Below are 21201 nucleotides of genomic sequence, written 5' to 3' on the forward strand. Positions count from 1 at the left end.
GACACCCCTGCGCTTCACCTCGGAACAGCGCCTCGACGACGTCCTCGAGCGCCACTTCACCCTGGACGACGTCCCCGGCATCCTGTGGACGCCCGATCCCGGCCCCGCACCGGCCCCGCTGGTGCTGGTCGGCCACCCCGGCGGGCTGGACAGGATGCACCCGCGGCTCGCCGCCCGGGCCCGGCACACGGCGAGGGAGGGCTTCGCCTCGGCGACCCTCGAGCTCCCCGGCGCCGGCGACCGGCCCCGGTCCGCGACCGCGGAGCAGGCCCGCGCCGACCTGCAGGGCGCACTGGCCGCGGGCCGCCGGGTCGACGACGGGATCGTCGACCGCCTCGTCCTGCCGCTGGTCGAGCGGGCGGTCCCGGAGTGGCGGGCCGCCCTCGACTCCCTCCTCCCGCTGCCCGGACTCGGCGGCCCGGTCGGCTACTCGGGCGGCGTGATCTCGGTCGGCGTCCGGCTGGCGGTGGTGGAGCCGCGCATCACGGCCGCCCTGCTGTTCGCCGGGAGCTACGTGCCCCGGCTCATCGTCGAGGAGGCCCGGCAGGTGGACATCCCGCTGCTGGTCCTGCTGCAGTGGGACGACGAGGGCAACGACCGGCAGGTGGCGCTGGACCTGTTCGACGCCCTCGGGTCGCGGGAGAAGACGCTGCACGCCAACACGGGCGGCCACACGGGCGTGCCGCATTTCGAGGGCGACGACGCGAACCGGTTCTTCGCGCGACACCTGAGGTGAGCGGAAGCGGGTGATCCGAGCCGCGGGACCCGGGCGCGGTCGGCGTCGATCACCTGATCGTGCAGGCCCCTGGTCATGACACGGCGTACCGGGCGGTGGTGGTGCGGACAGCCTCGTCGACCACCTGAGCGACGCGTTCGGCGCTCACCTCCCAGCCCGGCACGAGGAGGGCCGGCCAGAGGACGTAGTTGGAGATCATGCCCAGGAACTGGGTGGCGGCGAGGTCCACGTCCTCGACCCGCACCGTTCCCGCCTCGTGCTCGGCGAGGAGGTAGCTGCGTACGGACTCGAAGTAGGATACCCCGCTTCGACGACCAGACCGTGCTCGTGACCGGCGGGAGCGGCGGCCAGGGCTCGAGCCATGTGCGCGCCTTCCACGCGGAGGGAGCGAACGTGGTGATCGCCGGGATCGACGCCGAACGCGGCGCCGCTCTCGCCGATGAGCTCGGGACCCGTGCTCCCTTCACCCGGCTCGACGTCACCGACGAGGGCTCGTGGTCCGCCGCTGTACTGGCCGCCGAGAGCGCCTTCGGCGCCCTGGACGTGCTCGTCAACAACGCGGGCGTGCAGAACCCGCCTGCGACGATCGAGGACACGGAGCAGGCCGCGTGGTCGCGCATCCTCGCCGTCAACCTCACAGGGACCTTCCTCGGCATCAAGGTCGCAGCCCCGGCTCTGCGCCGCGCAGCAGGGGGAGCCATTGTCAACATCGCCTCGACCATGGGCCTGGGCGGCACGGCTCACTACGCGCCGTACGTCGCCAGCAAGTGGGCCGTGCGAGGCCTCACCAGAACGGCGGCGCTGGAACTCGGCCGCGACCACATCCGGGTGAACACCATCCACCCCGGCGTGATCGCGACCCCCTTCATCCACGAACCAGCAGCCGGCGCCACCGCGGCGATCGCCGACTTCTACTCTCCCGGGCCGTTCGCCGTCCCCCGGCTCGGGGAGCCGACCGACGTCACTCGGCTCCTGCTGTTCCTCACGTCATCGGACGCGTCGTTCATCACGGGGTCGGAGTACGTCATCGACGGTGGGCTCCTGCTCGGCCCCGCCCTTCGGGCCGACACCGCATGAGCATCCCGGACACGACCGGGTCGAACGACTCCGCAGGGGACGGGTCACTGTCCCACCTGCCCGATCGCATCCGGCGAGCCATCGAGATCACGCCCGCCGCGGGCACCGGAGAACGGATCATCGACATCACGACGCTGGGGCGCCGCACCGGCCGAGCACGCCGCATCGAGATCTTCTTCTACCGCGCTGCGGGCAGCACCTACCTGTGCAGCGGCGCCGGCGGTGCCGCGACCGACTGGCACGCGAACCTCCTCGCAGATCCCGACTTCACCTTCCACCTCAAGAACGGGATCCGTGCGGATCTGCCCGCACGGGCCACGCCGGTCACCGACCCGGCCGAACGCCAGGCCGTGCTGGCGGAGATCGTCGCGGATCTCAACCAGCCCCACGACCCCGGCACCATCCGGCCGACCCGGCTCGAGGTCCGGGAGATCGCCGAGAAGGCCGCGGCCCTGAATCGGCTGGGCGGCGCGTTGCTGTCGCCGGTCGATGTCACCGCGCCCGTCACGATCGACCAGGAGCCGTGATCATGGCCGTGACCCGCGGAAGCGGAGGGATTCGAACCCCCGGACCCTTTCAGGACTCTCGCTTTCAAGGCGAGTGCATTCGGCCGCTCTGCCACGCTTCCCTGCCCGCAGCCTAGCGGCCGGGGTGCGCCGGGCCGGGTCGTGCTCGCCGCGCCGGGCGTCCGGTGTCGCCCGACCCGCCGGTGTGGTGGGATTCGGCCGATCACCGGTCCGGGCCGGGCACAGGTCAGGGGAGACAGCGCATGCGGTTCAACGAGAACGCCGACCTCGACACGTCGAACATCGACGACCTGCGCGGTGGCGGGGGCGGGGGCGGCGGCGCGCTCGGCGGGCGGGTCGCCGCGGGCGGCGGCGGCCTCGGCATCATCGGCCTGATCCTCTACTTCCTCATCTCCCAGCTCGGCGGCGGCAGCATGGGCGGGGGTGGCGGCGGGTTCGAGCTGCCGAGCGGGCTGTCGGGCCTGTCGTCGGGCCAGTCCGCCGACACCTCCCAGGCCGCGCAGAGCTGCCGCACCGGCGCCGACGCGAACACCCAGCTCGACTGCGAGGTCGTCGCCGTCGTCAACTCCCTCGACGCCTACTGGACCGACGCCTTCGCCCGCTCCGGCCAGACCTACCAGCCCCCGCGCACCAACTTCTTCGCCGGTGGCGTGAACACCGCGTGCGGCAGCGCGAGCTCCGCGGTCGGGCCGTTCTACTGCCCCGGCGACAACGAGGTCTACATCGACCTCGGCTTCTTCGACGAGCTGGAGCAGACCTTCGGCGCACGCGGCGGCCCGTTCGCCCGCGCCTACGTCATCGCGCACGAGTACGGCCACCACATCCAGGCGCTGCTCGGCACGAACTCGCGCGTGCAGACCGGCGACACCGGCCCGACCTCCGGCTCCGTGCGCCTCGAACTGCAGGCCGACTGCTACGCCGGCGTGTGGGCCAACCACGCGACGACGACGCCGACGTCGTCGGGCGAGCCGCTGATCGTCGACGTCACCCAGGACGACGTCGCCGCCGCGCTCGACACCGCCGCCCGCATCGGCGACGACTACATCCAGACCCAGCTCGGCGGCGGGCAGGTCGACGAGAGCCAGTTCAGCCACGGCAGCTCCGCGCAGCGTGAGCTCTGGTACACGACCGGGTACGAGACGGGCGACCCCTCGCAGTGCGACACGTTCGCGCGGGGCGTCGACCTCGGCTGAGCGCGGACCGGCGTCAGGCGGCCCCGAGCAGGCCCAGGCAGCCGTCGACGCCCTCGGTCGTCAGCGTCCACCCCGGGCGCACGAACTGCGCCTCCTCGACGACGAGCCGCACGTCGTCGACGGGCTCGCCGCGGCGCACGACGGTGGTCGTGCCGTCGCGGCGGTAGCCGAGCTTCGCCGAGACGCGGTGCGAGGCGTGGTTGTCGGGGAAGGCGTCGGAGCGGGCGCGGCGGGCACGCAGATGGTCGAACGCGAACAGCAGCACCGCGGCGCGCATCTCCGTGCCCAGCCCGATCCCCTGGTGGGCGCGGCCCAGCCACGACCCGCTGGACACCTCGCGCGTGACCGCGAAGTCGGTGCCGGTGAGGCCCTGCGTGCCGATCACGCGGCCATCGCGGCGCACCAGGAAGTGGACCGACCAGCTCTCCGGGGCGAGCCGCGCGCGCTCCGACCAGAAGTACTGCAGCATCCCGCGGCCCAGGTAGGCCGGGTCGGCCTCGGTCCAGGGAACGAGGAACGGCATCTCCTCCGGCGGGTGCACGCCGGCGTAGGCCGCCGCGACGAGACCGTCGAGTCCCACGTCGTCGTCGGGGCGCAGTTCCAGGCGCGGGGTGCGCAGGACGAGGTCTCGCAGCGGCCAGTGCTCCATCGCGTGCCACGGTCCCCGATCGCCGGGCGCCGCGCGAGGGAATAGCGTCGCCGCCATGTTTGCGATCACGGTCAGCGAGCCCGGTGGACCCGACTCGATGCGGTGGACGGAGGTGCCCGACCCCGTCGCCGGGCCGGGCGAGGTCGTCCTCGACGTCGTCGCGAGCGCGGTGAACCGGGCCGACCTCATGCAGCGCGAGGGGAAGTACCCGCCGCCGCCCGGGGCGTCGGACATCATCGGGCTGGAGTGCTCGGGGCGCATCGCGTCGCTCGGCGAGGGCGTCGACGGCTGGGCGGTCGGCGATGAGGTGTGCGCGCTGCTCGCGGGCGGCGGCTACGCCCAGAAGGTGGCGGTGCCGGCCGCGCAGCTGATGCCGATCCCCACCGGCGTCGACCTCGTGACGGCGGCGGGGCTGCCGGAGGTGGCGTGCACGGTGTGGTCGAACATCGTGATGGCCGGGCGGTTGAGCTCGGGCGAGACGTTCCTCGTGCAGGGCGGCAGCAGCGGCATCGGCACGCACGCGATCCAGGTGGCGAAGGCGCTCGGTGCGCGCGTCGCCGCCACCGCGGGCGCGCCCGACCGCCTGGAGCGCTGCCGCGAGCTCGGCGCCGACATCGTCATCGACTACCACGACGACATCCCCGCCGAGCTGAAGAAGGCCACCGACGGCCACGGAGCCGACGTCATCCTCGACAACATGGGCGCGAAGGGCCTCGCCGCGAACATCGACGCCCTCGCCCCCGACGGCCGCCTGGTGATCATCGGGATGCAGGGCGGGGTGAAGGGCGAGCTCGACATCGGCGCGCTGCTGCGCAAGCGCGGCTCCGTCACCGCGATGGGGCTGCGCGGGCGCCCGGTGCTCGGGCCGAACGGCAAGGGCGCGGTCGTCGCCGAGGTCACGGCGAACGTGTGGCCGATGATCGCGGACGGGCGGGTGAAGCCGATCGTGCACGGCTCCGTGCCGATGGAGCGGGCCGCGGAGGCCCACACGACGCTGGAGGGCGGCGGGGTCGTCGGCAAGCTCCTGCTGACGACCTGAGGCCAACCGGTCGCAGCAGGACCCCGACTCGGTCGCAGTCAGACCCCGACTCGCGGGGGGCCTAGAGGGAGGCCAGGGCCGCCGCGAGGGCCCGGGTCTCGGCCGGGGTCGTGTAGTGGCCCAGGCCCACCCGCACCACCCCACCGATCTCCGCGGTGCCCAGGTGGGCGAGCACGCCCTGCTCGCCGGGGTCGGGGACCACGCAGATGCCGCGGCCGGCGAGGTGCTCGGCCAGCTCGGCGGCCTTCACGGCGTGGGTGAGCGCGAGGGCCGGGATGCGGTCGGGCGCGGAGCCCAGGACGATGGCCCCCGCGCCGACGAGGTCGAGCAGCAGGTCGTCGAGGAGGCGGTCCTGGTAGGCGTGCAGGGCCTCGAGGGAGGCGTGCAGGCGCTCGGCCCGCGTACCGGTGGCGGTGTCGTCGAGCGCGGCGAGGTGGTCCACCGACGCGACGAGCCCGGCCAGCTGCGGTGTGGAGTGCGGCCCGACCTCGAGCCGGCGCGGGCCGCGGGCGGTGGGGTCGAGCGAGCAGTTCGTCAGGCGGTCGAGCAGCGCGGGCGTGCGGAAGACCAGCGCACCCAGGTGCGGCCCGCCCCACGCCGCGGCGTCGAGCGCGACGACGTCGGCGCCGAGGTCGTCGAGGCGCACCGGGCCGTAGGCGGCCGCCGCGCAGGCGTCGACGACGAGCAGCGCGCCCGCCGACCGCGTCCGCGCGGCCACCGCCGGGACGTCGACGCGCGTGCCGACCTGACCCGACGCCGCCGTCACCGCGACGACGCGGGTGACGCCCGACAGCAGGTCGTCGAACTGCCACGCGGGCAGCTCGCAGGACTCGAAACCGATCTCGGCCCAGCGCACCGCGACGTCGCGCCGGTGCGCCGCGCGCAGCCAGGGCAGGACGTTCGCGGCGTCGTCGAGGCGGGAGAGGACGACCTCGTCGCCGGGCACCCACGTGTCGGCGACGGCGTCGGCGAGCCGGGCCAGCAGCACCGCCGGCCCGGGCCCGAGCACGACCCCGCGGGGGTCGCCGCCCACGAGGTCGGCGACGGCGGACCGGGCCGCGTGCTCGACGTCGGCGGTGTGTCGGGAGGCCGCGAACGGGGCACCCGGCGCGGAGCGCGGCCGGCGGAAGGCCCCCGAGACGGCGGAGACGACGTCCTCGGGGGGCTGCATCCCGACGGCTGCGTCGAGGTGGACCCAGCCGTCGCCGAGAGCCGGGATGAGACCGCGCACCCGAGCGACGTCGTACGCCATCCGGATACGGTAGCGAAGGCACCTGATCGATCAGTCAACCGACGAGCACGGAGCGTGGTCATGAGTCAGCCCGAGAACGGCGCCGAGCAGCAGGTCATGGTCATCGGGCCCGACGGGCAGCCCGTCGGGATGGCGCAGGTCGCGCACTCCGACGGCGACGGCGGCGGCCTGGGCGGGATGGTCGAGCAGCCCGCCAAGGTCATGCGCATCGGCACCATGATCAAGCAGCTGCTCGAGGAGGTGCGGGCCGCGCCGCTCGACGAGGCCTCCCGCGCCCGGCTCCGCGAGATCCACGAGAACTCGATCAAGGAGCTGGAGGACGGCCTGGCGCCCGAGCTGCGCGACGAGCTCGGCCGCCTGTCGCTCCCCTTCACCGAGGACGCCACCCCCTCCGACGCGGAGCTGCGGATCGCGCAGGCCCAGCTCGTCGGGTGGCTGGAGGGGCTGTTCCACGGCATCCAGACCGCGCTGTTCGCCCAGCAGATGGCCGCCCGCGCGCAGCTGGAGCAGATGCGCCGCGGGCTGCCCCCCGGTGCGGCGCCGGGGCAGCCCGGTGAGAACCCGATGGGCCGCGGCACCGGGCAGTACCTCTAGCCGGGCCGGACCTGCAGCCGGACCGGACGTGCGGCCGGGCCGGGGGCCGCACCGCGTCGGGGGTCACCCGGCCCCGCCGGTAGTCTCGATCCGTGGCACAGACGGTGACTGCCGGCGACGACCGGACCGAGGGCGCCACGACGCCCCCGCTGCCGGACGAGCCCGGCCCGCGCAGCTGGTCGCGCGCGTTCGGGGACCTGGGCCAGGGCTGGAAGCAGCGGCCGCTGTGGGGCTACCTCGGCTGGCAGGACATCAAGCAGCGCTACCGCCGCTCGGTGCTCGGCCCGCTCTGGATCAGCGTCACCATGGCGGTGGTCGCCACCGCCATGGGCATCCTCTACGGCGCGCTGTTCGGCGAGGACATCGCGACGTTCCTGCCCTACGTCGCCACCGGCCTGCTGATCTGGTACTTCGTCAACGGCTGCATCCTCGAGGGCAGCGAGGTGTTCATCGCCAACGAGGGCCTGATCCGGTTCCTCCCGGCGCCGCTGAGCCTGCACATCTACCGGCTCGTGTGGCGGCAGTCGCTGTTCTTCGTGCACAACCTCGTGGTGTGGCTCGTCCTCATCGTGATCTTCCCGCAGCCGCTGAGCTGGACGCTGCTGCTCGCGATCCCCGCGTTCCTGCTGCTGGTGCTCAACGGCGCGTGGATCTCGGTGCTCACCGGGATCATCGCGACGCGCTTCCGCGACATCCCCCCGATCATCGCGAGCCTGTCGCAGCTGCTGTTCTTCATGACGCCGATCGTGTGGCAGTACGACACGCTGCTGAAGAACCCGGCCGTCGCCGAGCGCGCGCGGATCGCCGAGCTCAACCCCGTCATGCACTTCGTGGAGATCCTGCGCCAGCCGATGCTGGGCCAGGAGATCGCCTGGCGGCACTGGTACATCGCCGGCGCGATCACGGTGGTCGGGATCGCCGCCGCGCTGGTCTGCCTGCGCAACTACCGCTCCCGCGTCGCGTACTGGGTCTGAGGAGCACGCCGTGGTCAGCATCGACATCCAGAACGCCTCCGTCGACTTCCCCATCTTCGACGCCAAGACGCGCTCGCTGAAGAAGGCCGTGCTCGGCAAGGCCGGGGGCCGCATCGGCACCGAGAGCAAGGTCCCGATCATCCAGGCCCTGCACGACATCACCCTGTCCCTGCGCAAGGGCGAGCGCGTCGCGCTGGTGGGGCACAACGGCGCCGGCAAGTCGACGCTGCTGCGGCTCATGTCGGGCATCTACGAGCCCACCCGCGGGCGGGCCCGGATCGTCGGCAAGGTGGCGCCCGTCTTCGACCTCGCCGTCGGGATGGACCCGGAGATCTCCGGCCTGGAGAACATCCTCATCCGCGGGCTGTTCCTCGGGATGACGCGCAAGGAGATGGACTCGCGCGTCGACGACATCGCGGCGTTCACCGAGCTCGGCGACTACCTCGACATGCCGCTGCGCACCTACTCCACCGGCATGCGCGTGCGGCTCGCGCTCGGGGTCGTCACCAGCGTCGACCCGGAGATCCTGCTGCTCGACGAGGGCATCGGCGCCGTCGACTCCGAGTTCCTCGCCAAGGCCCGCGACCGGCTCAAGGAGCTCGTCGAGCGCTCCGGGATGCTCGTGTTCGCGAGCCACTCCGACGAGTTCCTCGCCGACCTGTGCAGCACCGCGATCTGGATGGAGCACGGCACCATCCGCGAGCACGGCCCGCTGCGCGACGTCCTGCACCACTACAAGGGTCGCGACGTCCTCGCGGAGATCGAAGCCCGGTGACCCCGCTCGGCCCCGACTCCGTCGTCGCCGTCGTCGTCACCCGCCACCGCGCGGAGCTGCTCACCGAGGCGCTGGCCGTGCTCGGGAGGCAGACCCGGCCCGTCGACCACCTGGTGGTCGTCGACAACGGGCCCGACCGCCCCGCCCGCGACGTCGTCGAGGCCTGCGGGATCCCGGCCACCTACCTGCCGTCGTGGAACAACCTCGGCGGCGCGGGCGGGTTCGCGCTCGGGATGCTGCACGCGCTCGCGCTGGGCGCGGGCTGGGTCTGGCTCGCCGACGACGACGGGCGCGCGGCCGACGACACCGTCCTCGCCACCCTGCTCGACCTGGCGCAGCGGCGCGGGCTGGCCGCCGTCTCCCCCACCGTCGCCGACCTCGACGACCCCGACCGCCTGGCCTTCCCCGTGCGCCGGGGCCTCACCTGGCACAGCTCGCGCGCGGCGCTCGCCACCGCCGAGGGCGCCGACCCCGATCTCCTGCCCGGCATCGCCGCCCTGTTCAACGGCGCGCTGTTCCGGGCATCGACCCTCGACGTCGTCGGCGTGCCGGACCTGCGCCTGTTCGTCCGCGGCGACGAGGTGGAGATGCACCGCCGCCTCGTCCGCTCGGGGCTGCCGTTCGGCACGGCCCTGCACGCGGCCTACCTGCACCCGGCCGGACGCCACGAGGACAAGCCGATGCTCGGGGGCCGGCTGCACGCCCGCGACCCCGAGGACGAGGTCAAGCGGTACTACACCTACCGCAACCGCGGCTACCTCATCTCACAGCCGGGCATGCGCCGCGTCGGCCTGCTGGAGCTGCCGCGCTTCGCCTGGTACTTCCTCGTCACGCGGCGCAACCCGCGCGAGTTCGCCACCTGGCTGCGACTGATCCGTCAGGGCCGCGCGGAGCACTTCCACCGCGCCTGATCGCGTTACTCCATGTAGTCGCTGCTTCTGCCGCCACACGGTGGAGTGTCATTTCGCACCCCGGCCGGGACCGCACCTGTTGAACCCATCGTGGCGACCACGGCGATACCGGGTGGCGGTTCCACCACCGTCGGGATCTGCACCTCCACGGGGTGCGGACGATGACCGAGCGCTGGTCCCTGGTCGAGCACTGGGAGCTGTTCCTCCCGATCGGTGTCATCGGCGCGATCTCCTGGACGGTCTGGCTCGTCCGCAAGCTGCTCTCCGCGCGCTACCGCCCGCTGGTCAACGACTTCCGGACGACCACCTCGGTGGTGGTGCCCTCCTTCCACGAGGACCCCGACGTCCTGGAGCGCTGCCTCGACACCTGGCTCGACCAGGGGCCCGACGAGGTCGTCGTCGTGCTCGACGTCGCCGACACCGAGGCCCGCGACCGGCTGACCGCGCGCCACGACCCGCGCATCCACGTGATGATGTTCCGGCACGAGGGCAAGCGCTCGGCCCTGGGCGTCGGCATCCGCGCGGCCCGGTACGAGGTGCTGGTGCTCACCGACTCCGACACCGCGTGGGAGCCCGGCCTCCTCGACGCCGTGCAGATGCCCTTCGTCGACCCGGTCGTCGGCGCCGTCGGGACCCGCCAGAACGTGTTCGAGCCGCACAGCTCGATCTGGCGCCGCGTCGCCGACTGGATCATCGACCTGCGCTACCTCGACTACGTGCCGGCCACCGCGCGCCGCGGCGGGGTCGTCTGCCTGTCCGGGCGCACCGCCGCCTACCGGCGGTCCGCGGTGATGCCGGTGCTCGCGAACGTGGAGCACGAGTTCTTCCTGGGCCGCCGCTGCGTCGCCGGGGACGACGGCCGCCTGACCTGGCTCGTGCTGGCCCAGGGCTACCGCACCGAGCACCAGGACTCCGCGCGGGCGCTGTCGATGTTCCCCGCGACGTTCACGGCGTTCTGCAAGCAACGCGTGCGCTGGAGCCGCAACTCCTACCGCTGCTACCTCACCGCCGTGTACCAGGGCTGGCTCTGGCGCCAGCCGCTGATCAGCCAGCTCACGGTGTTCCAGATCCTGTTCACCCCGGTGACGATGTTCGCCACCGTCTACTACGTCGCCGCCGCCTTCACCAGCCCGCAGCGCGACCTCGCCGTCGCGCTCGGCGTCACCTGGCTGTTCGTCGGCCGCGCCATCCGCTCCTACTCCCACCTGCGCCGCAAGCCGGCCGATCTGCTCATCCTCCCGCTGGTCACGCTCGTGATCATGCTGGTGGCGCTGCCGATCAAGACGTGGGCGTTCGTGACCATGAACAAGCAGGGCTGGCTGACCCGGCACGCCGACCGCATCGGCGGCGAGGGCCAGGACGAGGCCAGCCTGACGACGGGGGACGCACGTGCCGGAGCCTGAGACACCCACCGAGCCCGGGAGACCCGCGGACGGCCGCCCCGGCCGCCGCAGGCGCTCGCTGCTGACGGCCCTGACCGTCGTCGTCGCGGTGGCGGGGATCGTCGGCACCGTCGTGCTCGACGGCCCGACCGACGTCCCGGCCCGCACGGCGGTGCCCGCGGTCGCGGAGGTAGACGGCTCGGAGGACGCCACCGCGCCCGTCGTCGACCCCTCGGGCGACGCGCAGGCCCGCATCGTCACCGCCGAGGACGACCGCGTGTTCGCCGCCGTCGGCGACTCCCCCGGCACCCGCGCGTCCTACGAGGTGCCCGCCGTGGCGCCCTCGATCGTGCCGACGGTCGTGCTCACCGCCCGCGAGCGGCCCTACGACCTGGCCGCCCTGGAGCGCCTCGACGCCGCCACGCGCCTCGGCGGCGGCGACTGGATGCTCACCCGGTCGGTCCTCGTCGGCCGCGGCGCCGTCCTCGACCTCCAGGCGCCCGGGAAGACGCTGCGGCTGGTCAGCGGCACGGCCGGCTTCGCCGCGCTCGTGGTCTTCCGCGGCACGCTGACGATGGGCGGGGCGCCCGGCGCGCCGCTGCGCGTCACGAGCTGGGACCCGGCCGCGGGCGCGGTCGACACCGAGCTCGGCGACGGCCGCTCCTACGTCCGCAGTGTGGGCGGGCGGATGGACCTCTCCCACGTCGACGCCTCCGAGCTCGGCTTCTGGAGCGGGCGCACCGGCGGTATCGCGTGGACCGGCAGCGCGGGTGAGCCCGGCCGCGGCTCGGCCACCGCCACCGTCGTCGGCCGCAGCCACTACGGCATGTTCACCAGCCGGGTCGAGGGCCTGGCGATCAACGGCGGCGCGGTGCGCGACAACGCCGCCGACGGCCTGCTGGTGCACCGCGAGTCGTCGGGCGTCTCCGTCCGCGAGCTCGCCAGCAGCGGCAACGCGCGCCACGGCGTCGCGGTGTCGTCGGGGACCGAGCGGGTCCTGCTCTCCGGCGTCACCGCCGAGGACAACGGGGGCGCCGGCATCCGCATCGACGGCGCGGCACCCGCCGCGAGCGCGTCGGCGAGCGGGGCGAGCACCGCCCCGGGCCGCGGGTTCACCGTGGAGCGCTCGGCCGCCACCGGCAACGGCGAGGTCGGCATCCTCGCCTCGGGCGCCTCGGCGCTGGTGCTGCGCGGCAACACCGTCGCCGGCAGTCCCGACGGCATCGTGGTGCGCGGCGCCTCCGACGCCCCCGAGCTGATCGGCAACACCGTCGACGCCGAGGACTTCGGCATCGCGGTCCGCGACGGCGTCAGCGGCGCCCGGCTCACCGCCAACACCGTGACGTCGGCGACGGTCGCCGTGCAGGTCTCCGACGCCGCCGCCACGGTCCGCGACACCGCCGTCGAGGGGGCCGCGCGGTACGGCGTCTCGCTGGTCGGGGCCGTCGACGGCACCGCGGTGGAGGGCAACCGCCTCGCCGGGCGCGGTCCGGCCGCGGTCGACGTGCACCGCGTCGGCGTCGGCTCGAACGTCACCCTCACCGGCAACGACGACGCCCGGTGGACCGTCGACCGCGACGACGTCGCCTACTGGGCCTCCTATGTCGCCGACCACCCGCTCGTCCTGCTGTGGCTGCTCATCCTGCTGGTGCCGATCGCGGCGCAGGTCCGGGCGCGCGTCCGGGCGCGGATCGCGGCCACCGCGCGGCCGCGCAACCCGCTGCTGAGCCCCGCGCCGCTGGTGACCGCCGCGCTCGACCCCGTCGACCGGATCGCGCTGGCCCGCGCCATCGCCGCCGGGCGCACGACCTCCCGTCCGGGGCACCCGCCGGTGCCGCCGCACCGCCCGATCCCCGGCGGCACCCGCGTCACGGTCGTGTCCGGCGACGGGCCGGCGACGTGAGGGGGCGGGCCGCCGTGGCGGTCCTCGCCCTGGCCGTCCTGGCGGCGTGCGGGGCCCCTGTCCCCACCCCGGCACCGGCCCCCGCTCCGCAGCCGGCCACCGCGCCGACCGCCGGGTGCGCGGGCGTCCCGGTCGCCGATGCCGACCAGCTCACCGAGGCCCTCGCCGGGGCCGCGCCGGGCGCGGTGATCGCGCTGGCCCCGGGCACCTACCGCGGCTCGTTCGTGGCGCGCACCCCCGGCACCGCGGAGGCCCCGATCACGCTGTGCGGCCCGTCCGACGCGGTGCTCGACGGCGGCCCGGTCGACGGCGGCTACACGCTGCACCTCGACGGCGTCGCCCACTGGCAGGTGCGCGGGTTCACCGTCCGCGGCGGGCAGAAGGGCGTCATGCTCGACGCCGCGCAGCGCGTCCTGCTCGAGGGACTGGTCGTCGAGGGCACCGGCGACGAGGCCGTGCACCTGCGCCGCGCGAGCAGCGACAACGTCGTGCGCGGGCTGACGATCCGCGACACCGGGCTGCGCCGCGCCGAGTTCGGCGAGGGCGTCTACGTCGGCAGCGCCGAGAGCAACTGGTGCGAGCTGACGGGGTGCGGGCCCGACCGCAGCGACCGCAACACCGTCGAGGGCAACACCGTCTCCGCGACCACCGCGGAGTCGGTGGACGTCAAGGAGGGCACGACCGGCGGCCTGGTCCGCGGTAACCGGTTCGACGGTGCCGGGATGACGGCAGCTGATGCCTGGGTGAACGTCAAGGGCAACGCCTGGACGATCACCGGCAACACCGGTATCGACAGTCCCGAACACGGGTTCCGGGTGATCGAGGTCCTCGACGGGTGGGGACTGGACAACGTCTTCACCGGGAACTCCTCCACCGTCAACGCCGACGGCTACGCGATCGACGTGACCCGCAACGACGAGCGCAACCGCGTCTCCTGCGACAACACCGCGGTCGGGGCAGGCATGGGCCTCGCACGCAACGGCTGCACCTGAACTCCGGCTGTACCCGACCCCTGAGGGAGCACACGTGTTCGCACGACGGATCGCCGTGATCGGCACCGGGTACGTCGGCCTGACGACGGGCGCGTGCCTCGCGTCCCTGGGCCACCACGTCGTCTGCGCCGACATCGACGAGGCCAAGGTCGCCCGGCTGCGCGCCGGCGAGGTCGACATCCTCGAGCCCGGCCTCCCCGAGCTCGTCGCGGAGGGGATGGCGGCGGGGCGTCTCGCGTTCGTCCTCGGGGCCACGGCCGCCGTCACGCGCGAGGCGGGCGCCGAGATCGTGTTCCTGTGCGTGCCGACGCCGATGGGCGAGGGCGGCGCGGCCGACCTGGCCGCGGTGCAGGCCGTCACCGACGAGGTCGGCGCGCTGCTGGCGCCGGGCTGCGTCGTGGTGAACAAGTCGACGGTGCCGGTCGGCACCGCGGCCACCACGCGGGAGATGCTCGGGCGCACCGACGTCGCCGTCGTCTCCAACCCGGAGTTCCTGCGCGAGGGCAGCGCCGTGCACGACTTCCTCAACCCCGACCGCATCGTGGTCGGTAGCGACTCGCAGGAGGCCGCCGAGCGCGTGGCCGCGCTGTACTCGCGGCTCGGCGCGCCGACGCAGCTCACCGACGCGGCGAGCGCGGAGATGGTCAAGTACGCGGCCAACTGCTTCCTCGCGATGAAGCTGTCCTACGTCAACTCCCTCGCCGACCTGTGCGAGCGCCTGGGCGCCGACGTCCTCGAGGTCACCGAGGGCATGGGGTACGACCGGCGCATCGGGCAGACCTTCCTGTCGCCCGGACCGGGCTGGGGCGGGTCGTGCTTCCCGAAGGACACCAACGCGCTGCTGCAGATCGCCGACGCGGCGGGCATGGACTTCGAGCTCGTGCGGGCCAGCCTCAACGTCAACGCCGCGACGCGCGCGCTCGTCGTCGACAAGGTGCGGGCGGCCGTCGGCGGCTCGCTCGACGGGGTCCGCGTCGGCCTGCTCGGGCTGACGTTCAAGGCCGGCACCGACGACCTGCGCGACTCCCCCGCCCTCGCCGTCGCCGCCCTGCTGCGCGCCGAGGGCGCGGTCCTCACCGGCTACGACCCGGCGCACGCGGTGGGCGTCCCCGGCGTCACCGACGACGTGGAGGTCGTCGACGACCCGCTGGCCGCGGCCAAGGGCGCCGCCGCCCTCGTGGTGCTCACCGACTGGCCGCAGTTCCGGACACTGGACTGGAACGCGCTCGGCGGCGTCGCGGCCGTGTCGATGGTCGTCGACGCCCGCAACCTCCTCGACGCCGACATCCTGCGCCGCGCCGGCTTCACCTGGATCGGGCTCGGACGGGGCTGACCGTTCACGGACGGTGCCGATCCGCCCCCTGATCGGGCGGCGGAACGGCCGCGGGTGCCACCGGGGGTCGCCCCAGATGCACCATGGGTCACATGCGAACCGGATCGGTGTGGCGGACGGCCACGACGTGCGCGGGGGTGGTGGCGGCCGTCGTCGTGCTCACGGTGGGCGCCGCGCAGCTCGCGGTGGCCGAGGCCGCCCCGGTGCGGGTGACTCAGCAGCAGGAGGACGACGGGCCGCCCGGCTCCTCGCAGCGGGGGCGGTCGGAGCGACCGGCGCCGCCGGTCACGCCGGGCACCGAGCTCGCCGCGCTCGTCGACGGGACCCGCGCCGTCGCCGTCGCCGACGACGAGGGCCTGGAGCGGGCGCTGGAGGACGCCGCCCCGGGTGACGTCATCCGGCTCGCGGCGGGCACCTACGAGGCGATCGAGGTGAGCGCCTCCGGCACGCCCGAGGCCCCCATCACGCTGTCCGGCCCCCGCGAGGCCGTGATCGCGGCCGACAGCGGCTACGCGGTGCACCTGCAGGAGGCGAGCCACTGGCAGCTCGTCGGGTTCTCGGTCACCGGCGGCGGCAAGGGGATCGTCGTCGACGGCGGCGGGGAGAACGTGCTGGACTCGCTCAGCGTCGGGGAGACCGGCGACGAGGCCGTGCACTTCCGCTCGTCGTCGTCGGGCAACGTGATCCAGCGGTCGCTCGTGCACGACACCGGGCTGGAGCAGCCGCAGTACGGCGAGGGCGTCTACGTCGGCAGCGCGAAGAGCAACTGGCGCAAGTACGGGCTGGACGGCGGCCCGGACCTGTCGATGGACAACCGCATCCTGGAGAACGTCTTCCAGCGGATCACCGCGGAGAACGTCGACATCAAGGAGGAGACCGGCGGCACCGTCGTCGCCCGCAACGCCTTCGACGGCTCGGCGATCAGCGGCGAGAACTACGCCGACTCCGTGGTGGACGTGAAGGGCTTCGACGCGCTCGTCGTCGACAACACCACGACCGGGCGGAGCGACGCGCTGGGCAACATCATCGAGACCCACGTCATCACCGAGCCCGAGACCTCGGGCTGCGGCAACGTCATCGAGGGCAACCGCGTCGACGGCTTCGAGCCCACCGGTGAGCTGGTGGCCGTCGACCGCAAGTGCGAGTGACCGCGACTAGCGGGCGCGGAACACGACCGTGCGCAGCATGACGAAGTTGACGACCGTCGCCACGCCCTGCGCCAGCACCCACGCCGCGCTGGTGCGCAGCGGCATCGCCGGCAGGAGCGCCAGAGCGAGGGTGTTGACGCCGACGTTCAGCGCGAAGGTCGTGCCGTAGAGCAGCACGAACCCGGCGAACCGGCCCGTGCCGCCGCCGGACCGCGTGAACGTGAAGCGGCGGTTGAGCAGGTAGGCCGTGGTGGTGCCCAGGACGAACGAGGCGCCCTTGGCCACCGGCGCGACGACGCCCAGCTGCAGCAGCAGGTGGTAGACGCCGAAGTCGACCAGCGCCGAGACGACGCCGACGCCCACGAACCGGGCCAGCTGCCCGCGCAGGCCCATGGGGGCGTCGGTCGTCGTCACGCCGGGAAGGGTAGCGGGGTGCTCAGGCGCCGCCGATGAACCCCTGCTCGGTGAGCCAGGTGCGGGCCACCTCGCGCGGGGCGAGGCCGTCGGCCGAGACCTGCTTGTTGAGCTCGGCCATGGTCGCGTTGTCCAGCGCGGCCGTGATCGGCTCGAAGACCTGCGCGATGGCCGGGTCGCGGTCGTAGGCCTCGCCGCGGACCGTCACCGACGCGTTGTAGTTCGGGTGGTACTTCTTGTCGTCCTCCAGCACCCGCAGGCCGAGCTCGGGGATGCGGCCGTCGGTGGTGAACACGAGCCCGAACAGGCAGTCGCCGTCGGCGGTGGCCTGGTAGATCGCGCCGGTCTGCAGGATCTGCGGCTGCACCTGGAAGCCGTAGGTCGTCTGCAGGCCCGCCATGCCGTCGTCGCGGCTGGAGTACTCGGTCTCGATGCAGGTGGTGCCCGGCTGGCCGGAGCTGATGTAGGCGCCCATGTCCGAGAGCGTGGTCAGGTCCAGCTCGGCGGCCTTCTCCTCCTTCACCGCGAAGGCGTAGGTGTTGTTGAAGGGCGTGCGGCCGATCCAGTGGATGTCGTTCTCGGCGAGGTCGCGGTCGCGGACGGCGACGTACTGCTCCTGCTCGTCGGCGATCGGGGTGGTCTCACCCAGGAAGGTGATCCATCCGGTGCCGTTGTAGTCCCAGTAAAGGTCGATGTCGCCGGCCAGCAGCGCGTCGCGGGCGGCCTGGGTGCCGCCGGTGTTGCAGCGGTCGGTGACGGTGGCCTGCACCGACTCCAGCGCGGCCACGGCCACCTGGCAGAGAATCAGCTGCTCGTCGAAGTCCTTGCCGCCCACGGCGTAGGTCTGACCCTCCAGCGACACCTCCTCCGACAGGCCGCCGCCCTCCGCCGCCGGGCCGGAGGCCTCCAGGCCGCCGCAGCCCGCCAGTGCGACCGCGGCGAGCGCCGTCAGCGCCGCCGTCGCGGCTCGTCCGCGTCCCGTCCTCGTCCAGCTCACGTGGGTCCTCCTCGATCGGTGGGTGCCGCCCGCGACGGGCGGCGGTGGGTGGTCAGGAGCCGCGGCGCGCCACGGCGTACTCGGCCAGGCTCGCCAGCCAGTCGACGAGCAGCGCGAGCGCCGCCACGAGCGCGGCGGCGAGCAGGGTGCCGTTGGGACGGGCGAGGCGCAGCATCCCGTCGATGATGTTGCCCAGCCCGCCGGCGCCGATGAAGGTGGCGAGCGTGGCCGTGCCGACGTTGAGCACCAGCGCCACCCGGACCCCGGCGAGCATCACGGGGACGGCCAGCGGCAGCTCGATCCGCTGCAGCGTCTGGCGCGCGGACATGCCGATCCCCCGCGACGCCTCGATCAGGCTCGGGTCGACCTGCCCCAGGCCGACGACGGTGTTGGTCAGCACGGGCAGGAAGGAGGCGATCACCAGCGCGACGATCGCCGTCGGCTGCCCGAAGCCGAGCGGGGTGAACGCCAGCAGGACGATCAGCCCGAACGGCGGCAGGGCCTGCATGAAGCCGCCGAACGCGAGCAGCCCGGGGCGCACCCGGCGCAGCGCGGGTCGGCTGATCAGGATCCCGAGCGGGATGGCCAGGACGATCACCAGCGCGGTGGAGACGGCCATGAGGAACAGGTGCTCGCCGAGCCGGTCGAGCACGACCTGCGGCGCGAGCGCCCGCTGCTCGACGGTGTCGAGCGTCTGCGTCGAGAGGTAGGCGAGGACGGCGGCCAGCCCGACCACGACGATCACCGGCACCGCGACGAGGCGGCGGTCGAACCGGCCGCGCGCCGCCCTCGGGGTGACCGCGACGCCGCCGGGCGCGAGCGCCGTCACCGGTCACGGCCCTTCGTGCGCATCTCGCCGACGAGGGCGTCCCAGCGCAGGACGCCCTGCGCGCGGCCCGCCGCATCGACGACGGCGACGAGCGACGCGGGGGCGTCGAGCATGACGTCGACGGCGTCGTAGACGGTGCCGGTGACGGGCACGGTGACCAGCGGCGGCAGCACGGCCGTGCCGGGCAGCGCGACCCACGTCGCGGGCCGCCCCTGCGCGTCGGCCGCGTAGACCGGCGCGTCGCCGCTCTGCGCCGCACCCTCGGCCACGCACGGTTCGAGCTCCAGGCGGCCCAGCTCCAGCAGCGAGAGCCGGCGCACCGCGGCGCCGCTGCCCACGAACTCGGCGACGAACTCGTTGGCCGGGTTGGTGAGCACCTGCTCGGGCGTGTCGTACTGCTCCAGGACCCCGCCGGGCCCGAAGACCGCGATCCGGTCGCCCAGCTTCACGGCCTCGCTGAGGTCGTGGGTGACGAAGCAGATGGTCTTGGCGATCTGCCGTTGGAGATCGAGGAACTCGTCCTGCAGGCGGTCGCGCGTGATCGGGTCGATGGCGCCGAAGGGCTCGTCCATCAGCATCACGGCGGGGTCGGCGGCCAGGCCGCGCGCCACCCCGACGCGCTGCTGCTGCCCGCCCGAGAGCTGGCGGGGGTAGCGGTCGCGGAACTCGCGCGGCTCCATGCCCACGAGGTGCAGCAGCTCGTCGACCCGGGCGGTGACCCGTTTGCGGTCCCAGCCCAGGATCTTCGGGACGACCGCGATGTTCTCGCCGATCGTGAAGTGCGGGAACAGCCCGACCTGCTGGATGACGTAGCCGATGCGGCGGCGCAGGCTGTCGGCGTCGACGTCGGTGACGTCCTCCCCGGCCAGCAGGATCCGCCCGCTGGTCGGCTCGATCAGCCGGTTCATCATCTTCAGCGTCGTGGTCTTGCCGCAGCCCGAGGGCCCGATGAACATCGCGATCGCGCCGTCGGGGACCTCGAGGGTGAGGTCCCGGACCGCCGGCGCCGCCTGCTTGGGATAGGTCTTGCTGACGTGCTCCAGCGCGATCATCGCTCCGGACGTCGTCGCTGTGGACGTCGTCACTGCGGACTCAGCCACGGATCCCCCTCGGAGTCGTCAGGCGCGCGATGACCGCGAACGCGATCTCGTAGACCGCCGCCACCAGCAGGCAGCCGAACGTCCCGGCGAGCACCTGGTTGAACGAGTTGACGGCGCCGAGCCGCGCCAGCCCGGCGAACAGCAACTGCCCCAGGCCGGGACCGCTGACGATCGCCGCGACGACCGCGATACCGATCAGTATGAGCATCGCGACCCGGATGCCGGACAGCACCACCGGCCAGGCCAGCGGGAACTGGATGCGCACCATCCGCCGCGCCGGGCCCATGCCCATCCCCCGGGCGGCCTCCAGCACCGCCGCGTCGACCGAGCCGAGGCCGGCGACGACGTTGCGCAGCACCGGGTAGATCCCGTAGATCGTCAGCGCGACGATCGCCGGGGTGGCGCCCAGCCCCAGCAGCGGCTGCAGGACGCCGAACAGCGCGAGCGACGGGATCGTCAGCGCCACGGACGACACCAGCAGCGCACCCTCGAGGCTGCCTGCCCGGAACCGCGACCGCCACGACGGCGGGGTCAGTCCGGTGGTGTGCAGGAGGACCCCGAGCGCCACCGCGATCAGCGCGGCGAGGCCCACGGCGTAGGCGACGAGCAGGAAGTGCTGCTGCACCCGGAAGAGGAGCTCACTCGAGTTCCTCATCACGTACTCGTCGAACCCCACATGCACCCCCCGGCGTCGAAGATCGGAACCCTAACCCGATCAGGGGGGCCGCCCAGGGCGCCGCGACCGATCCGTGATGTGCGGTCAGAACTTCAGACCGCCCACCTGGTAGCGCCGGCGGACCGTCACGGACCCCATCCCGGTGCGCCCGTGCACCACGAAGTGCACCGCTCCGGGCCGCGGCCGCGACGGCACGCGGCTCTTGACGGTGCCCATGCCGGACACCACGTCGTCGACGTTGGCGGTGGCGTCGTCGGGCACCAGGAGGCGGATGCTGCCCGCCCCCACGTCGACCTCGATCTCGACGACCGGGTGGTGGATCGTCGTGTCGCAGAAGTCCAGCACGATCGTGCCCATGCTCGACTGGAGCCGCAGGCGGGCCGGCACGTCCCAGTCGCCGGTGCGCTTGATCGTCGACATCCCGGCGCGCAGCACCACGGGCGGACCGGACGGCGTCGACGGCACGACGGCCGACAGCGGCGCGGCCGCGACGACGGCACCGCCGGGCAGGTCGGCCAGCGGCGGCAGCAGCTCGGCCTCGTAGCGGGCGCCGTAGACGACCGAGAGGCGCTCCTCCAGCTCGGAGACCGTGATCCGGCCCTCGGCCAGGGCCTGGTGCAGGCGTGCCGCGGCCTGCTCGCGGTCGGCGTCGGAGATCCGGATGCCGGGCGGGTCGGGAGGCTGGACGGTCACGTGACCG

Annotated in this window: 22 protein-coding genes, 1 tRNA gene and 1 pseudogene; 14 read left to right on the plus strand and 10 right to left on the minus strand. The window is 73.5% G+C overall.

Translation table 11 applies throughout. From position 1 onward, the window contains the following. Positions 1-7 precede the first annotated feature (7 nt). Complete coding sequence (locus I4I82_RS14150; RefSeq protein ID WP_218593516.1) at positions 8-736, plus strand: dienelactone hydrolase family protein; 729 nt, start codon at positions 8-10, stop codon at positions 734-736. 73 nt (positions 737-809) lie between these two features. On the opposite strand, the pseudogene I4I82_RS14155 reads toward I4I82_RS14150, so the two are convergent. After that, positions 810-1019 (minus strand): annotated as a pseudogene (locus I4I82_RS14155) (TetR/AcrR family transcriptional regulator C-terminal domain-containing protein); the annotation flags it as partial. Between the two features lie 14 nt (positions 1020-1033). Between I4I82_RS14155 and I4I82_RS14160 the strand changes: the two are divergent. Both I4I82_RS14160 and I4I82_RS14165 read left to right on the plus strand, forming a co-directional pair. After that, a complete protein-coding gene (locus I4I82_RS14160; protein WP_218593515.1) occupies positions 1034-1813 on the plus strand; it encodes a glucose 1-dehydrogenase in 780 nt (259 codons plus the stop codon). Further along, positions 1810-2340: a nitroreductase/quinone reductase family protein gene (locus I4I82_RS14165; protein WP_218593511.1), complete on the plus strand. Its 531-nt coding sequence runs from the start codon at positions 1810-1812 to the stop codon at positions 2338-2340. Before I4I82_RS14160 ends, I4I82_RS14165 begins: the two co-directional genes overlap by 4 nt. A 16-nt stretch (positions 2341-2356) precedes the next feature. Here I4I82_RS14165 and I4I82_RS14170 read toward each other — a convergent pair. Beyond that, positions 2357-2441, minus strand: a tRNA-Ser gene (locus I4I82_RS14170). Positions 2442-2582: 141 nt separating this feature from the next. On the opposite strand from I4I82_RS14170, the gene ypfJ reads away from it, so the two are divergent. Beyond that, on the plus strand, positions 2583-3533 hold the full coding sequence (gene ypfJ / locus I4I82_RS14175; protein ID WP_218595782.1) for a KPN_02809 family neutral zinc metallopeptidase: 951 nt from the start codon (positions 2583-2585) through the stop codon (positions 3531-3533). 13 nt (positions 3534-3546) lie between these two features. Here the strand turns inward: ypfJ and I4I82_RS14180 are convergent, their stop codons facing one another. Further along, the gene (locus I4I82_RS14180) at positions 3547-4182 is read right to left on the minus strand and encodes a GNAT family N-acetyltransferase (RefSeq protein WP_218590886.1); all 636 of its coding nucleotides are present in this window, start codon (positions 4180-4182) and stop codon (positions 3547-3549) included. A 55-nt stretch (positions 4183-4237) separates the two neighbouring features. Between I4I82_RS14180 and I4I82_RS14185 the strand changes: the two genes are divergently transcribed. Next, positions 4238-5221: an NAD(P)H-quinone oxidoreductase gene (locus I4I82_RS14185; protein ID WP_218590885.1), complete on the plus strand. Its 984-nt coding sequence runs from the start codon at positions 4238-4240 to the stop codon at positions 5219-5221. 61 nt (positions 5222-5282) lie between these two features. Here the strand turns inward: I4I82_RS14185 and I4I82_RS14190 are convergent, their stop codons facing one another. Further along, on the minus strand, positions 5283-6473 hold the full coding sequence (locus I4I82_RS14190; RefSeq protein WP_218590884.1) for an aminotransferase class V-fold PLP-dependent enzyme: 1191 nt from the start codon (positions 6471-6473) through the stop codon (positions 5283-5285). 60 nt (positions 6474-6533) lie between these two features. On the opposite strand from I4I82_RS14190, the gene I4I82_RS14195 reads away from it, so the two are divergent. The 9 genes from I4I82_RS14195 to I4I82_RS14240 all read left to right on the plus strand — a co-directional run bounded on the left by I4I82_RS14195 (position 6534) and on the right by I4I82_RS14240 (position 16485). After that, complete coding sequence (locus I4I82_RS14195; protein ID WP_218590883.1) at positions 6534-7067, plus strand: bacterial proteasome activator family protein; 534 nt, start codon at positions 6534-6536, stop codon at positions 7065-7067. A 92-nt stretch (positions 7068-7159) separates the two neighbouring features. Then, positions 7160-8041 carry a galactan export ABC transporter permease subunit Wzm/RfbD gene (gene wzm, locus I4I82_RS14200; protein WP_372451497.1) on the plus strand — a complete coding sequence of 294 codons (882 nt, stop codon included), beginning with the start codon at positions 7160-7162 and terminating at the stop codon, positions 8039-8041. Between the two features lie 10 nt (positions 8042-8051). Further along, entirely contained in the window at positions 8052-8816 is a 765-nt protein-coding gene (wzt, locus tag I4I82_RS14205) for a galactan export ABC transporter ATP-binding subunit Wzt/RfbE (RefSeq protein ID WP_218590882.1), read from the plus strand. Further along, the gene (gene glfT1 / locus I4I82_RS14210; RefSeq protein WP_218590881.1) at positions 8813-9727 is read left to right on the plus strand and encodes a galactofuranosyltransferase GlfT1; all 915 of its coding nucleotides are present in this window, start codon (positions 8813-8815) and stop codon (positions 9725-9727) included. The genes wzt and glfT1 overlap by 4 nt, the downstream gene beginning before the upstream one ends. Before the next feature lie 161 nt (positions 9728-9888). Further along, the gene (locus tag I4I82_RS14215; protein WP_218590880.1) at positions 9889-11130 is read left to right on the plus strand and encodes a glycosyltransferase; all 1242 of its coding nucleotides are present in this window, start codon (positions 9889-9891) and stop codon (positions 11128-11130) included. Further along, positions 11117-13012: a right-handed parallel beta-helix repeat-containing protein gene (locus I4I82_RS14220; protein WP_218590879.1), complete on the plus strand. Its 1896-nt coding sequence runs from the start codon at positions 11117-11119 to the stop codon at positions 13010-13012. The genes I4I82_RS14215 and I4I82_RS14220 overlap by 14 nt, the downstream gene beginning before the upstream one ends. Beyond that, on the plus strand, positions 13009-14004 hold the full coding sequence (locus tag I4I82_RS14230) for a right-handed parallel beta-helix repeat-containing protein (RefSeq protein WP_218590878.1): 996 nt from the start codon (positions 13009-13011) through the stop codon (positions 14002-14004). Before I4I82_RS14220 ends, I4I82_RS14230 begins: the two co-directional genes overlap by 4 nt. Positions 14005-14038: 34 nt before the next feature. Next, a complete protein-coding gene (locus I4I82_RS14235) occupies positions 14039-15337 on the plus strand; it encodes a UDP-glucose dehydrogenase family protein (RefSeq protein ID WP_218590877.1) in 1299 nt (432 codons plus the stop codon). Between the two features lie 92 nt (positions 15338-15429). After that, the gene (locus I4I82_RS14240; RefSeq protein ID WP_218590876.1) at positions 15430-16485 is read left to right on the plus strand and encodes a right-handed parallel beta-helix repeat-containing protein; all 1056 of its coding nucleotides are present in this window, start codon (positions 15430-15432) and stop codon (positions 16483-16485) included. A gap of 6 nt (positions 16486-16491) precedes the next feature. Here the strand turns inward: I4I82_RS14240 and I4I82_RS14245 are convergent, their stop codons facing one another. The 6 genes from I4I82_RS14245 to I4I82_RS14270 all read right to left on the minus strand — a co-directional run bounded on the left by I4I82_RS14245 (position 16492) and on the right by I4I82_RS14270 (position 21194). Further along, positions 16492-16878 carry a GtrA family protein gene (locus tag I4I82_RS14245; protein ID WP_218590889.1) on the minus strand — a complete coding sequence of 129 codons (387 nt, stop codon included), beginning with the start codon at positions 16876-16878 and terminating at the stop codon, positions 16492-16494. Between the two features lie 43 nt (positions 16879-16921). Continuing rightward, the gene (locus I4I82_RS14250; protein WP_218590875.1) at positions 16922-17896 is read right to left on the minus strand and encodes a glycine betaine ABC transporter substrate-binding protein; all 975 of its coding nucleotides are present in this window, start codon (positions 17894-17896) and stop codon (positions 16922-16924) included. Positions 17897-17948: 52 nt separating this feature from the next. Further along, positions 17949-18725, minus strand: coding sequence for an ABC transporter permease (locus I4I82_RS14255; RefSeq protein ID WP_218590874.1), 777 nt, complete (start codon positions 18723-18725; stop codon positions 17949-17951). Continuing rightward, positions 18722-19825, minus strand: a complete 1104-nt coding sequence (locus tag I4I82_RS14260) for an ABC transporter ATP-binding protein (protein WP_372451498.1) — start codon at positions 19823-19825, stop codon at positions 18722-18724. The genes I4I82_RS14255 and I4I82_RS14260 overlap by 4 nt, the downstream gene beginning before the upstream one ends. Then, complete coding sequence (locus I4I82_RS14265) at positions 19818-20480, minus strand: ABC transporter permease (protein WP_218590873.1); 663 nt, start codon at positions 20478-20480, stop codon at positions 19818-19820. Before I4I82_RS14265 ends, I4I82_RS14260 begins: the two co-directional genes overlap by 8 nt. 105 nt (positions 20481-20585) lie before the next feature. Further along, positions 20586-21194 (minus strand): DUF1707 SHOCT-like domain-containing protein, encoded by a 609-nt coding sequence (locus I4I82_RS14270; RefSeq protein WP_218590872.1) that lies wholly within the window; start codon positions 21192-21194, stop codon positions 20586-20588. Positions 21195-21201: the final 7 nt, after the last annotated feature.

Source organism: Pseudonocardia oceani (genome assembly GCF_019263585.2).
GTDB classification, from domain to species: Bacteria; Actinomycetota; Actinomycetes; order Mycobacteriales; family Pseudonocardiaceae; genus Pseudonocardia; species Pseudonocardia oceani.